This is a genomic window from Actinomadura chokoriensis, from assembly GCF_041463665.1.
In the GTDB taxonomy this organism is placed as follows: Bacteria; Actinomycetota; Actinomycetes; order Streptosporangiales; family Streptosporangiaceae; genus Spirillospora; species Spirillospora chokoriensis_A.
Genome location: NZ_JAXCEJ010000003.1, coordinates 463666 through 476685, shown reverse-complemented (window position 1 = coordinate 476685; position 13020 = coordinate 463666). Strand labels below are relative to the sequence as shown.

Here is a 13020-nt window from a genome sequence, read left to right as displayed (position 1 = left end):
GGTCGCAGGCCGGTCGCAGGCCGGTCGCGGGCCGGCCGAGGCGGCGCGGCTTCCGCGTCAGCCTGCGGAGACCAGCCTGCGCGCGACGCGGACCTCCGCCCCGGCGAGGATCATCGGCAGCGCCGAGGAGCTCGGCAGCGCGGGCCCGAGGGCGCCGTCGGGCAGTTCGTGGGCCTGCACGCCGTAGCGTCCGAGCGTCAGCGCGAGCGGGCCGCCGGGTCCTTCCCGGCGGTGCGGCGGCTCTGGAAAGCACCACTTGAACGGGCCGCCGGGCGTCGTGAAGCACACCTCGACGTAGTCGGAGCGCGCCGGGCACGGATGGACCCGTTCGAGCGTCGCCGGCAGGAACTCCTCGTCCGACCGAGGGCCCGGCGGGGAGGACGGCGCCGTCACGGGCTCGCCGACCGGAGCGACGCGGGGAGCCCGATGCTGCGCGGTTCGAGGAAGCTCCGCAGCCCTTCGGGGCCGAGCTCGCGGCCCAGCCCGGACTCCTTGAAACCGCCGAACGGCACGAGCGGGAACGGCGGGTAGCTGCCGTTGACGGCGATGCTCCCGGTCCGGACGCGCCGTGCGACCCGCAGGCCGCGCGCCGGATCGCCGGTCCACACGCCGCCGGACAGGCCGTACGGCGAGTCGTTGGCGATGCGGACGGCCTCGTCCTCGCCGTCGTAGGGGATCAGGCAGAGGACGGGGCCGAAGATCTCCTCGCGGGCCGTCCGCATGGAGTTGTCGACGTCCGCCAGGACGGTGGGCTCGACGTACCACCCCCGCGGCAGGTGGGGCGGGCGGCCGCCGCCCGCCGCGACCCGGGCCCCGGCGTCCTCGGCCAGGGAGACGTAGCCGAGGACCCGTTCGCGCTGTCGCTCGGCGACGAGCGGCCCGACGACGGTGGCAGGGTCGTGCGGGTCGCCGACCGGCACGGCGGAGGCCGCCGCGGCGGCGGCCTCGACCGCCTCCGCGTAGCGCGACCGGGGGAGCAGGACGCGGGTGTGGGCCCCGCAGACCTGCCCGGAGAGGTGCATGGCGCCGGCCACGAGGCCCGGCATGAGGCCGGGCGCGTCGGCGTCGTCGAGGACGATGGCCGCCGACTTGCCGCCGAGTTCGAGGGAGACCCGTTTCACCCGCTCGCCGCACAGGCTCATGATCCGTTTGCCGGCCGCGGTGGACCCGGTGAACGCGACCTTGTCGGTGCCGGGGTGCGTCACCAGGTGCTCTCCGATCTCGCGGCCCCCGGGGACGACGTTGACCGCGCCCGGCGGCACCCCCGCCTCCGCCAGTGCCTCCGCCAGGACGAAGTTGCTCAGCGGGGCCTCGGGCGGGGGCTTGATCACCACGGTGCAGCCCGCCGCCAGCGCGGGCGCGGTCTTCCAGGCGGCCAGGGTGACCGGGGCGTTCCAGGGGACGATCGCCGCGACGACCCCGACGGGCTCGGCGGTGACCAGGCCGGTGCGGTCACCGGCGACGACCTCGCGCTCGAACTCGAAATCAGTGATCAGCCGGGCGTAGTAGTCGAACAGGGCGGCGACCATCCCGGTCTGGGCGCGCGGCGCCTGGCTGACGGCGCAGCCCGTCTCCTCGACGGTGATCCCGGCGATGTCGGCCTCGCGCCCGCGCAGGACCTTGGCGGCCCGCGCCAGGACCTCGGCCCGCTCCGCCGGTGCCATGCGCGGCCACGGCCCGTCGTCGAACGCCGAGCGCGCCGCGCCGACCGCACGGTCGATGTCGGCCGCCGTGGCGGCCGGGACCTCGCCGACGACCTCCTCCGTCGCGGGGGAGACGACGCCGAGCCGGTCGCCGCCGGCCGGCGCCGCCCACGCGCCGTCGACGAAGAACCCGCGGCGGTGCATCAGCCGGCCGTCCACGCTGCCTCCCGCGATCGGCTCAGGAGGCCACACCATAGCAAAGTAAGTGAACGCCCGCTACGCTAGCGCAAGTATGTGAAGGCTCACTTGTTCGAAGCTCGGCGGCGGCCGCGGCGCCGCCGCGAGCGGAACCGATCGGAGTGCCGATGGACCTGCTCCTTCGCCGGGCTTCGCTGATCGACGGCACCGGCGGCCCGGCCCGGCCCGCCGACGTCGCCGTCGAGGGCGACCGCGTCTCCGCCGTCCGCGCGCCCGGCGAGCTCGCGCCCGGCGAGGGCACCGAGGTCGTCGACCTGGACGGGCTGGTCCTGGCCCCCGGCTTCATCGACGTCCACACCCACTACGACGCGCAGATCCTCTGGGACGGCGACCTCACACCGTCCAGCTGGCACGGTGTGACGAGCGTGGTCATGGGCAACTGCGGGTTCGGCGTCGCGCCGACGCTCCCGGCGCACCGCGAGACCGTCGTGCGCACGCTGGAGAACGTCGAGGGGATGTCGATGGAGGCGCTCGACGCCGGCATCGACTGGTGCTTCGAGACCTTCCCCGAGTACCTGGCCGCCATCGACCGGCGGCGCAAGCGGCTGAACGTCGGGGCGTTCATCGGCCACTCGCCGCTGCGCCTGTACGTGGTCGGCGGCGAGGAGCGGCCGGCCACCGCCGCCGAGATCGCCACCATGCGCCGGGTCGTGCGCGAGGCCGTCGAGGCCGGCGCCATCGGCTTCTCGACCTCGCGGCAGCCCGCCCACCAGGGCGCCTACGGCCGTCCGGTGCCGAGCCGGTTCGCCGAGACCGACGAGGTGCAGGAGATCGCGTCAGTGCTCGGCGAGCTGGGCAGGGGCATCGTCCAGGTGTCGATCGGCCCCGGCATGTTCATCGGCCAGTTCTCCGAGCTGGCGGTGCGGCACGGAGTCCCGGTCACCTGGACCGCGCTGGTGGCGCGTGCCGACAGGCCCGGCGCCGCGCTCCGCACCGTCGAGCGCGCCGCCGCGCTGCCCGGCGAGGTCTATCCCCAGATCGCCTGCCGGCCGATCGTCATGCAGATCGGCATGGCCGACCCGGGACCGCTCGCGGAGATCGACGCCTGGAAGGAGGTGCTGGCCCGGCCCCGCGCCGAGCGCGCGGACCTCTACCGCGACCCGTCCTGGCGCGGCCGCGCGCGCGAGGCGACGCTGGAGACCTGGAGCCACCGCTGGCCGAAGACCAGCGTCGAGGAGACCGGCGCGCATCGGGACGCGATCGGCATCCCGCTCGACCGGCTGGCGCGCGACCGGGGCACGACGCCCTTCGACCTGATGCTCGACCTGGCGCTGAGCGACGGGATGGCCACGCGGTTCCGCATCGTCCTGGACAACGACGGGGACGACGAGGTCGGTGAGCTGCTCGCCGACGACCGCACGCTGCTCGGCCTGTCCGACGCCGGCGCGCACGCCACCCAGCTCTGCGACGCCTGTTTCTCCACCCACCTGCTCGGGCACTGGGTCCGCGAGCGCGAGGCGATCACGCTGGAGCGCGCCGTCTGGCGGCTGACCGGCCATCCTCACCGGGCGTTCCGCATCGCGGGGCGCGGACTGGTGAAGGAGGGCTTCCACGCCGACCTGGTCGCCTTCGATCCGCGGACGGTCGGCACCACGCCCATCGAACGGGTGGCCGACCAGCCCGGCGGCGCCGACCGGCTCATCGTGCGCAGCACGGGCGTCGAGCACACGTGGGTCAACGGGGTGGCGACCCGCTCCGGCGGCCGTGACATCGCCGGGGTCGCCCCCGGCGCGCTCATTTCGGCGGCGAGCGCCGTTCAGGGAAAGGGACAGGGATGACCGTCACCGACGCGACCGGCGTGTACTACGACCCTTACGACGTGGCCGTCAACGCCGACCCCTACCCGGTGTACCGCCGGCTGCGGGAGGAGGCTCCGCTCTACTACAACGAGCAGCACGACTTCTACGCGGTCGCCCGGTTCGAGGACGTCGACCGGGGGCTGACCGACCCGGCGACCTTCGCCTCGGGGCGGGGCGGCATGCTGGAGCTGATCAAGGCCGGGGTCGAGATCCCGCCGGGGACGCTCATCTTCGAGGACCCGCCGATCCACACCGTCCACCGCAGGCTGCTGTCCGGGGTGTTCACACCGAAGAAGGTGACGGCGCTCGAACCCAAGATCCGCGCCTTCTGCGCCCGCAGCCTGGACCCCCTGGTGGGCTCCGGCGGTTTCGACTTCATCGCGCACCTCGGCGCGCAGGTGCCGATGCGGACCATCGGGATGCTGCTGGGCATCCCCGAGAAGGACCAGGAGGGCATCCGCGACCAGGTCGACGACACCCTCCGCACCGAGGCCGGGCAGCCCATGGACCCCTCGGACTTCATGGCCCACATGGAGATGTTCGCCGAGTACATCGAGTGGCGCGCGAAGAACCCGTCCGACGACATCATGACCGACCTGCTCAGCGCCCAGTTCGAGGACGAGACCGGGACGCGCCGCCGGCTCACCCGGGAGGAGATCCTCACCTACGTGAGCGTCGTCGCCGGGGCCGGCAACGAGACGACGAACCGGCTGATCGGCTGGACGGGGAAGGTGCTGGCCGACCACCCGGACCAGCGGCGCGAGCTGGCCGGGGACGCCTCGCTCATCCCGGCCGCCATCGAGGAGCTGCTCCGCTACGAGCCGCCCGCCCACCACACGGCGAGGTACGTGGCGAGGGACGTCGAGGTGCGGGGCCGGGTCGTGCCCGAGGGCAGCGCCATGCTCTTCCTCGTGGGATCGGCCAACCGCGACGACCGGCGTTACCCGGACGGCGACCGCTTCGACGTCCACCGGGAGTTCAACCAGCCCCTCACGTTCGGTCGCGGCATCCATTTCTGCCTCGGCGCGGCGCTGGCACGGCTGGAGGGGCGCATCGTCCTGGAGGAGATCCTCAAGCGCTTCCCCGAGTGGGAGGTCGACGAGGGCGGCGCCAGGCTGGCCTCGACGTCCACGGTCCGCGGCTGGGACTCGCTGCCGGTGCGCATCGCATAGCCCCTCGCGGCCCGGCCCCGCCCCCGATTCGCACGAAAGAGACCCTTGCCACATGCGGGCTTCTTCGTCTCTAATGTGAGAACGCTACTCTCAAAATCGGATACATCGATGCCTGATCTGGAGTATGGCCTTGCCTCGCGCCGGGCTGGGAGCGGGAGCCGGAGGACGCACGTGAGCACCGACAGCACGGTCTACTGGGACCCCTACGACCCCGCCCTTGTCAAGGATCCGTATCCGGTCTACCGCAGGCTCCGGGAGGAGGCTCCGCTCTACTACAACGAGCGGCACGACTTCTACGCGCTGACGCGGTACGCCGACATCGAGCGCGGCCTGCCGGACTGGCAGACGTTCTCCTCGGCCCGGGGCAACATCCTGGAGATCGTCCAGTCCGGCATGGAGATCCCGCCGGGCACGCTGATCTTCGAGGACCCCCGCATCCACGACATCCACCGCCGCCTGCTCGCCCGCGTCTTCACGCCCCGCCGGATCGCCGAGCTGGAGCCGCAGGTCCGGAGGTTCTGCGCCCGCGTCCTCGACCCGCTGGTCGGCGAGGACGGGTTCGACCTCATCGCGGAGGTGGGCGCCGAGATGCCGATGCGCGTCATCGGCATGCTGCTCGGGATACCCGAGTCCGACCAGGCGTCCATCCGCGACACGGTCGACGACTTCCTGCGGACCGAGGAGGGCGGGCAGATCGACCTCAGCGGGGGCGCCGTCCTCAGCAACGAGATGATCGGCGAGTACATCGACTGGCGGGCGAAGAACCCCTCCGACGACCTGATGACCGAGCTGCTCGACGCGGAGTTCCAGGACGAGGACGGCACGACGCGCAAGCTCACCCGCGACGAGGTGCTGACCTACGTCACGGTGGTGGCCGGCGCCGGGAACGAGACGACCGGGCGGCTCATCGGATGGAGCGGGTCCGTGCTGGCCCGGCATCCCGACCAGCGCCGGGAGCTCGTCGAGGACCCGTCGCTGATCCCGGGCGCCATCGAGGAGCTCCTGCGCTACGAGCCGACCGGCCACTCCATCGCCCGGTACGTCGCCAGGGACGTGGAGTTCCACGGCCGGACGGTCCCGGCCGGCAGCGCCATGCTGTTCATCGTGGCCGCGGCCAACCGGGACGACCGGCGCTACCCCGAGCCCGACCGGTTCGACATCCACCGCGCGAACGGCCAGCTGCTGACCTTCGGCCACGGCGTGCACTACTGCCTGGGCGCCGCGCTGGCGCGGCTGGAGGGCCGGATCGCGCTGGAGGAGATCCTCAGGCGCTTCCCCGAGTGGGACGTCGAGTGGGACAAGGTCAGGCTCGCGCCGACCTCGACCATGCGGGGCTGGGAGACCCTGCCGATCACCATCGGGTGAAACGCGAACAAACACTCACTTACTTATGTACAACGCCGTGATCAACTGATTATGCTGTCGCGACCTTCTCGGGTGTGACGTGGCCCACACGGAAGGTCCGACGCGGCCGGGAGCGCTGAATGGCGGGATCGAGCGGGGCATCGCCGGGCATCGGCCCGCGGGCCGGCCGGGGCGTCGCGGCCGGCCGCGACTTCCTCCGGCGGCGGGCGGACGGCACGGTCCACCAGATCGGGGTCCTCTTCGTCACCACGATCGAGGGCTTCCGCAAGACCTGGAACGTCCGGCAGTGGTGGGGCGAGTACATCGAGCAGTGCTACTTCATCGCCCGGGTCACGGCGCTGCCCGTCATGCTCATCGCGCTGCCCCTCGGCGGCACCATCTCGCTGCAGGTCGGGCAGATCGTCCGGCAGATCGGCGCCCAGTCCGGCACCGGGGCCGCGGTCGTCCAGGCGCTGGTGACGCAGGTCGCGCCGATGGCCGCGGCGCTCCTCATCTCCGGGGCCGGCGGGTCGGCGATGACCTCCGACATGGGGGCCCGGCGGATCCGCGACGAACTGGACGCCATGGAGGTCATGGCGATCAACCCGATCCACCGGCTGGTCACCCCGCGGCTGTGGGCCGCCAGCACGGTGGGCGCGATGCTGTGCTCGGTCGTGATCCTCGCCGGCGTCGTCGGCGGCTACTACTTCAACGTGGTGCAGCAGGGCGTCACGCCGGGCTCGTACTTCGACGGCGCGACGTCGCTGCTGCGGCTGTCCGACCTCGTGATCACGCTCTTCAAGGCATGGGTCTTCGGCTTCATCGCCGCCTCGGTCGCCTGCTGGAAGGGCATGAACTGCGCGTACGGGCCCAACGGGGTGGGCCGGGCGGTCAACCAGGCGGTCGTCATCGCCGCGCTGCTGGTGTTCGCCGCCAACTACGTGATCTCCACCCTCGCCTACGTGCTGTTCCCGCCCCGGACGTGAAGGTGTGACCGCATGCTGCCCATCTCCCCCCGCACCCGCCGGCTCGCCGCCGCCATCCAGGTGCGCCCCACCGCCGAGGGCATCAACGACTTCCTCATCTTCGTCGGCCGGCTGCTCCACATCACGGCGGTGGACATCCTGCGCGGACGGCACCTCAGGACGGTGTTCCGCCAGGTGTCGGACATCGTCGCCGGCGTCGGCGCCACTGTCGTCGGCCTCGGCATGATGTTCGTCGTCTTCTTCATGTCGTTCTTCACCGGCACGACCGTCGGCCTGCAGGCGGTGCCGGGCCTGGAGCGGGTCGGCGCGCAGTCGCTGGTCGGCCTGGTCGCGAGCTACGCCAACGTCCGCGAGGTCACCCCGATCATCGCCGGAATCGCGCTGATCTTCCAGCTCGGCGCGGCCTTCACCGCCGAGATCGGCGCGATGCGGATCTCCGAGGAGATCGACGCGCTGGAGGCCATGGCCATCAACTCGCTGTCGTACCTGGTGGCCACCCGGGTCGTCGCGACGCTGATCGCGCTGATCCCGCTGCACCTGATCGCGCTGTTCGCCGCCTTCTTCGCCACCAAGCTGATCTCGGTCGGCTTCTTCGGGGTCTCCCCGGGGATCTACGACTACTACTTCCACCTCTACCTGCCGCCGATCGACGTGTTCTACAGCGTCGTCAAGGTGGTGGTCTTCGCCTTCATCATCATGGTCATCCACTGCTACCGGGGCTTCACCGCCGCCGGCGGCCCGGTGGGCGTGGGCATCGCCACCGGGCGCGCCATCCGCGAGTCGATGGTGGCGATCGTCATGGTGAACCTGCTGCTCTCCTACATCTTCTGGGGCCAGGGCGGGACGGTGAGCCTGACCGGTTGACGTCCTCCCCCGCCTGGAGGCGGGGATTCCAACCCTTCCGCTACGAAGAGAGGAGAGTGGGTTGAGGTTCACGGTTCACGGGCCGGGCCGGTGCCCCGCCTCCCCGCGCGGCCACCGTGCCCCCCACGGCGGTGTCTCGGATGTTGCGTGCGGCGTTGAGGTCGGCGTTGGCCCGGTGCCCGCAGGCCACGCACCAGAACACCGCTTGGCTCTCACGGCTGCCGGGTGCGCGGTGCCCGCAGGCGTTGCAGGTCTGCGACGTGTAACGCGGATCGACCCGGACCAGGCGTCCGGGGGCCTTGCGCTCCAGCCTGGCGACCAGCCGCCCCCATCCGCTGGCGAGAATGCTCCGGTTGAGCCCGGCCTTGGCGCGGACGTTGACGCCGGGGCGCTCCAGGGTGCCGCGCGCCGACCCGGTCATGCCCCGCACGTTCAAGTCTTCGACGGCGATGACGTCGAACCGGCGCGCCAGATCCGTGCTGGTCTTCTCGATCCAGTCCTTGCGGCGGTCGGCCTCACGGGCCTTCAGCCGGGAACCCAGAAGGCCGCTGTGCCGCACCGTTCCGCGTTCCCTCCACGCCCTGAAGGACGGGGTTTCCACGCTGTGGGCATCCGATGAACAACAGCGACCTGTCGCCCCGATCACGGCGGCTGTTCAGCCTCCTCGGCGCCGGCGCCATCGCCGCCGGCGCCCTGGCGGGCTACCTCGGCGTCCGGCAGAGCCATCCGGACGCGACCTACTACCAGGCCGTCTTCACCCGGGTCGGCCCCGGACTGGACGACCAGTCGGACGTGAAGATCCGCGGCATCAACGTAGGCCGGGTCGAGAAGGTCACCCTCGACCGGGGCGGCGCCGTCCGGGTGCGGTTCCGGCTCGACAAGGGCTTCCGGATGCCGTCGACCGGCTCGCTGGCGATCCAGCCCCTGTCGGTGTTCGGCCCCAAGTTCATCGACCTGGTGCCGGGGACGGGCGAGGAGTCCGGCCCCTACCTGCCCGCGGGGGCGACCGTGACCAGCACCCGGGTGCCGCCGGAGCTGAGCGACATGGCGGGTCCGGCCCACGAGCTGCTCAGCGCGATCGATCCGGTCGACGTCTCGACCATCCTGCGGACCTTCTCGCAAGGACTCGACGGCCGCGGCCCGCAACTGGCCAGGACCATCGACGACAGCGCCACGCTGCTGGCGATGTCGACCCGGAACATCCGCAACCTGCGGACGCTGATCGGCAACACGGCGGCGCTGAGCGCGACGCTCGACGACAGCGGCGGCGCCATCGTCCGGCTGACCCGAGCGCTCAACGTCATCGACCCGATCCTGGTGAGCGACCCCGCGGCGTTCAACGCGACGCTGAAGCGCACCAGCCGGGTGTCCACCGAGATCGCCTCGCTGCTGCGGGCGAACCCCGAGGCGCCCGGCGCCATCATCTCCAGCGTCGTCCCGGCCATCGACGTCGGCTACCGCTACCGCGCCACGACCCCGCAGTTCATCACCGCCTCGGGCGCCTTCTTCGACCAGGTGGCCGGGCTGCTGAAGGTCAAGGGCCCGCACGGCACCGTCCTGTCCACCGAGTCGGTGCAGCTGTACGTCGACGACCTGCTCTGCACCTCGATCCTCGGGCTGTGCGCGCCCGCCCCCGAGCCGCTCCCGGGCCGTCCGGGCGGGGGAGGACCATGATGGGCCTTCGCAGCCTCGTGCGCCGGCCGCGCCGCGGCGGCGCCGGCGGGCCGAGCCGCCGGGCCACCGTCCGCTTCGCGCTGTTCGCGGTGCTCACGATCGCGCTCACCGGCTACCTGGCCGTCAAGATCATGGGCACCGACTTCCAGCGGTCCTACCGGCTGGCCGCCAACTTCGACGACGTCTCCGGCCTGAGGGAGGGAGATCTCGTGAAGGTGCGGGGCGCGACGGTCGGGCGGGTGCGGGGCATCGCCGTGACGTCCGGCAGGGCCCGGGTCACGATGTCGGTGCGCGAGGACGTCCGGCTGCCGGCCGACTCGGTGGCGGAGGTCCGGTGGCGCGACCTCGTCGGGGCGCGGGAGCTCTACCTGAACCCGGGCGCGAGCCCCCGGCTGCTGGCGCCGGGCGCGACGGTGAAGCACACCAAGGGGACGGTGGACCTCGGCGCGGTGATCAACAGCCTCGGGCCGCTCACCGGCAGCCTCGACCCGGACCAGCTCAACAAGATCCTGCAGTCCTTCTCCGTCGCGCTCGACGGCAACCAGGGCGACATCAACCAGATCATCAAGAACCTGCGCCTGCTGCTGGAGACCTTCGGCTCGCGCGGCGCCACGATCGACCAGATGCTCAAGGACTACCGGACGGTGACCGACGCCGTCGCCACCAGGGACGAGCAGATCGGCGAGGTGGTCGACAACCTGCAGTCCCTCACCCGGGCGTTCGCGTCCAGCGGCACGACCCTCGACACCGCGCTGGTGCGGATGAGCAGGTTCAGCGGCCACCTCGACCAGGCCATCGGCGGCAGCACGCGCGAACTCGGGCAGATCGTCACCTCCACCAAGGACCTGCTGGAGATCGCCCGCACGAACATGAAGGTCCTGAGCGGCATCGTCAACGGTCTTCCGGCCTCGCTGCAGGCACTGCTGTCGGTGATGGACGGCGGTCACTTCGTCCGCTCGGCGATGGTGTGCCTCAGCGTCAGCGAACTCCAGGACCCGTGCCCGTTCACCCCCGTCCTGCCGTTCCCGCCCGCGCAGGTCCCGGGCGGGGGCGGCACGGACGGCACGCCGAAGATGACCGCCGCGCAGCGTGCGGAGTTCGCCAAGGTGGCGTCGCTGTTCCTGCTGAACGCCGCGAACGCCGGGGGTGGACGCTGATGGCCGGCCGGACCTACCGGGGATACCGCACCACCCGCGTCACCGTGGTCGGGGTGGTGGGGATCGCGATCGCGCTCCTGCTCACCTACGCCTACGGAGCGCTCGGGCTGGGCGAGCGCGGTTACGCGATGACCGGGGTGTTCGCCGGGGCGGGCGGGCTGAAGGCCGGCGACGACGTGCAGGTCGCCGGGGTCCGCATCGGGCGGGTCGAGAGCGTGCGGCCCGACTTCGCCCGCGGGCACGTGATCGTCAGGTGGAAGGTGCACGGCGGCATCAAGCTGGGGCCGCAGACGCGCGCCGACGTGCGCGCCGCGAACCTGCTCGGCGGGCAGTACCTCAAGCTGTCCGGCCCCGTCGTCCGGCCCTACCTGAGCAGCGTGCCGGAGTCGCGGCGCCGCATCCCCCTGGACCGGACGAGCATCCCCTACACGCTCAACCAGGCGATCAACTCCTCGACGGGCCTGGTGACCAGGCTCGACACGCAGTCGATCGACAGGGTCCTCAAGGAGGCCGCGGGGATCAGGCTGCCCGGCCAGAAGGAACTGGCCGCCATGCTGGCCGACCTCGACACCCTCACCACCACGCTGAACAAACGCGCACCCGAGGTGCAGGCCATCATCGCGGGCAGCGGCAGGCTCACCTCCGTCCTCGCGAGCAAGGACCGGCAGCTCGCCACCCTCCTGGAGCAGGCCGAGGAGCTGCTCGACGTGCTGGCGCGCCGCCGCACCGAGCTCGCGACCGCTCTCGGCAAGGGCTCCAGGGCGGTCGGCACCCTGGACCAGGTGATCTCCAAGCATGGCGCCGACCTGCGGAAACTGCTCGACGACATGCACGATGTGCTGCGGAACCTCGGCGACGGCGGGAGCCTCAAGAACCTCAACATCGCCCTGGCCTGGCTCGGCCCGGCGGCCCTGCAGCTCAGCCAGACCACCAACTCGAACGGCCGCTGGCTGGAGGGCTCGATCGCCGGCATCGGCCCGCTCCAGCCGAGCCTCCTCGGGCCGCAGCCCAGCTACCTGCCGCCGAACTATCCGCACCCCGACGTCACCCCCGCCCCGCCCGACGTGACCGGAGGTGGCAATTGATCCGCCGCCTGATCCACCACCGGCGTCCACTCGCCGCCGTCCTGGCCGCCTGCGCGCTCGCCGCGGGATGCACCGCCCTGCCGGCGGGCGGGAGCGCGGGCGCCTACCGGGTCACGGCCTACTTCACCAAGGCCGTGGCCTTCTACCCGAAGTCGCAGGTCCAGGTGATGGGCATGCGCGTCGGAACGGTCGAATCGGTCACCCCGCAGCAGGACGGCAGGGTCAAGGTGGTCGCCTCGATCGACGAGGACGTCCCGCTGCCCGCCGACGCCCGCGCCGCGATCGTCCCGCTCAGCCTGATCGGCGAACGCACCCTGACCTTCGCGCCCGCGTGGCGGCCGGGCACGTCCCGCCTGCGTGACAACGCGGTCGTCCCCGTCGGGCGCACCGAGGTCCCGGTCGAGGTCGACCAGGCGCTGAAGTCCTTCACCACCCTGCTGAAGTCGTTCAACCTCGCCGACGCCAACAAGCTGCTGCACGACGGGGCGCAGGCCCTCTCCGGCAACGGCACCGCGTTCAACCGGGCGCTGCAGCAGACCGCCGACCTGACCAGCACCATCGCGGGCCAGGATCGGCAACTGCTGCAGGTCGCCGAGAACCTGCACAAGCTGGCGCGGCAGGTCAACAGCCGCCAGCGGACGGTGACCAGGCTCATCGACGACTTCGCGACGGTCAGCGACGCGCTCGTCGGGGAGCGGCGGGAGATCGCCGCCTTCATCAGGTCGCTCGCCGACCTGGTCCGCAACGGCAAGGTCCTGATCACCGACTACCAGGAGAAGCTCGTCTCCGACCTCGGCACGATCGCGCAGATCTCGCTGGTGGTGAAGGGGAACTCGGCGCAGACGGCGCAGTTCGTCCGGGCGATCGGCCCGCTGGTCTACGGCTCGCAGAACATGACCAACTACAAGACCCGTGCGTTCACCAGCCGGGTCGCGCTCGACAACGTGCTCCGCGGCTACCTGGCGGCCGCGCTCAGGGAGCCGTCGGTCGACGAGAACGTCCCCTGCCTGCCGCCGCCGTGGTCGAACTGCGAGTGAG

12 protein-coding genes are annotated in these 13020 nt (G+C 71.8%); 9 read left to right on the top strand and 3 right to left on the bottom strand.

Translation table 11 applies throughout. The annotated features are described in order from the left end of the window. Positions 1–57: 57 nt before the first annotated feature. Together SM418_RS08315 and SM418_RS08310 are read right to left on the bottom strand one after the other, a co-directional pair. On the bottom strand, positions 58–393 hold the full coding sequence (locus SM418_RS08315) for a hypothetical protein (protein WP_371940077.1): 336 nt from the start codon (positions 391–393) through the stop codon (positions 58–60). Then, positions 390–1862 carry an aldehyde dehydrogenase gene (locus SM418_RS08310; RefSeq protein ID WP_371940076.1) on the bottom strand — a complete coding sequence of 491 codons (1473 nt, stop codon included), beginning with the start codon at positions 1860–1862 and terminating at the stop codon, positions 390–392. The genes SM418_RS08315 and SM418_RS08310 overlap by 4 nt, the downstream gene beginning before the upstream one ends. 146 nt (positions 1863–2008) lie before the next feature. Here SM418_RS08310 and SM418_RS08305 point away from each other — a divergent pair, with 146 nt between their 5' ends. From SM418_RS08305 to SM418_RS08285, 5 genes are all read left to right on the top strand, one after another. Beyond that, the gene (locus SM418_RS08305) at positions 2009–3679 is read left to right on the top strand and encodes an N-acyl-D-amino-acid deacylase family protein (RefSeq protein ID WP_371940075.1); all 1671 of its coding nucleotides are present in this window, start codon (positions 2009–2011) and stop codon (positions 3677–3679) included. Continuing rightward, a complete protein-coding gene (locus SM418_RS08300) occupies positions 3676–4872 on the top strand; it encodes a cytochrome P450 (RefSeq protein ID WP_371940074.1) in 1197 nt (398 codons plus the stop codon). The genes SM418_RS08305 and SM418_RS08300 overlap by 4 nt, the downstream gene beginning before the upstream one ends. A 171-nt stretch (positions 4873–5043) precedes the next feature. Beyond that, positions 5044–6237 (top strand): cytochrome P450, encoded by a 1194-nt coding sequence (locus SM418_RS08295; protein ID WP_371940073.1) that lies wholly within the window; start codon positions 5044–5046, stop codon positions 6235–6237. A 119-nt stretch (positions 6238–6356) separates the two neighbouring features. After that, positions 6357–7202 carry an MlaE family ABC transporter permease gene (locus SM418_RS08290; protein ID WP_371940072.1) on the top strand — a complete coding sequence of 282 codons (846 nt, stop codon included), beginning with the start codon at positions 6357–6359 and terminating at the stop codon, positions 7200–7202. Positions 7203–7214: 12 nt separating this feature from the next. Further along, a complete protein-coding gene (locus tag SM418_RS08285) occupies positions 7215–8066 on the top strand; it encodes an ABC transporter permease (RefSeq protein ID WP_371940071.1) in 852 nt (283 codons plus the stop codon). A 40-nt stretch (positions 8067–8106) separates the two neighbouring features. Here the strand turns inward: SM418_RS08285 and SM418_RS08280 are convergent, their stop codons facing one another. Next, positions 8107–8625, bottom strand: a complete 519-nt coding sequence (locus SM418_RS08280) for an RNA-guided endonuclease InsQ/TnpB family protein (protein WP_371940070.1) — start codon at positions 8623–8625, stop codon at positions 8107–8109. A 56-nt stretch (positions 8626–8681) separates the two neighbouring features. Between SM418_RS08280 and SM418_RS08275 the strand changes: the two genes are divergently transcribed. Genes SM418_RS08275 through SM418_RS08260 form a run of 4 tightly spaced genes read left to right on the top strand, consistent with a single transcriptional unit; the run spans position 8682 to position 13019 of the window. Further along, a complete protein-coding gene (locus SM418_RS08275) occupies positions 8682–9740 on the top strand; it encodes an MCE family protein (protein ID WP_371940069.1) in 1059 nt (352 codons plus the stop codon). After that, the gene (locus SM418_RS08270) at positions 9737–10897 is read left to right on the top strand and encodes an MCE family protein (protein WP_371940068.1); all 1161 of its coding nucleotides are present in this window, start codon (positions 9737–9739) and stop codon (positions 10895–10897) included. The genes SM418_RS08275 and SM418_RS08270 overlap by 4 nt, the downstream gene beginning before the upstream one ends. Beyond that, positions 10897–11982 (top strand): MCE family protein, encoded by a 1086-nt coding sequence (locus SM418_RS08265; protein ID WP_371940067.1) that lies wholly within the window; start codon positions 10897–10899, stop codon positions 11980–11982. Before SM418_RS08270 ends, SM418_RS08265 begins: the two co-directional genes overlap by 1 nt. Next, positions 11979–13019 (top strand): MCE family protein, encoded by a 1041-nt coding sequence (locus SM418_RS08260; RefSeq protein WP_371940066.1) that lies wholly within the window; start codon positions 11979–11981, stop codon positions 13017–13019. The genes SM418_RS08265 and SM418_RS08260 overlap by 4 nt, the downstream gene beginning before the upstream one ends. Position 13020 lies beyond the last annotated feature (1 nt).

Excerpts from the sequence above, each read along its gene's own strand:
- SM418_RS08275 (WP_371940069.1), top strand. The coding sequence starts at position 8,682 with ATGAACAACAGCGACCTGTCGCCCCGATCACGGCGGCTGTTCAGCCTC.
- SM418_RS08265 (WP_371940067.1), top strand. The coding sequence starts at position 10,897 with ATGGCCGGCCGGACCTACCGGGGATACCGCACCACCCGCGTCACCGTG.
- SM418_RS08305 (WP_371940075.1), top strand. The coding sequence starts at position 2,009 with ATGGACCTGCTCCTTCGCCGGGCTTCGCTGATCGACGGCACCGGCGGC.
- SM418_RS08285 (WP_371940071.1), top strand. The coding sequence starts at position 7,215 with ATGCTGCCCATCTCCCCCCGCACCCGCCGGCTCGCCGCCGCCATCCAG.
- SM418_RS08290 (WP_371940072.1), top strand. The coding sequence starts at position 6,357 with ATGGCGGGATCGAGCGGGGCATCGCCGGGCATCGGCCCGCGGGCCGGC.
- SM418_RS08270 (WP_371940068.1), top strand. The coding sequence starts at position 9,737 with ATGATGGGCCTTCGCAGCCTCGTGCGCCGGCCGCGCCGCGGCGGCGCC.
- SM418_RS08300 (WP_371940074.1), top strand. The coding sequence starts at position 3,676 with ATGACCGTCACCGACGCGACCGGCGTGTACTACGACCCTTACGACGTG.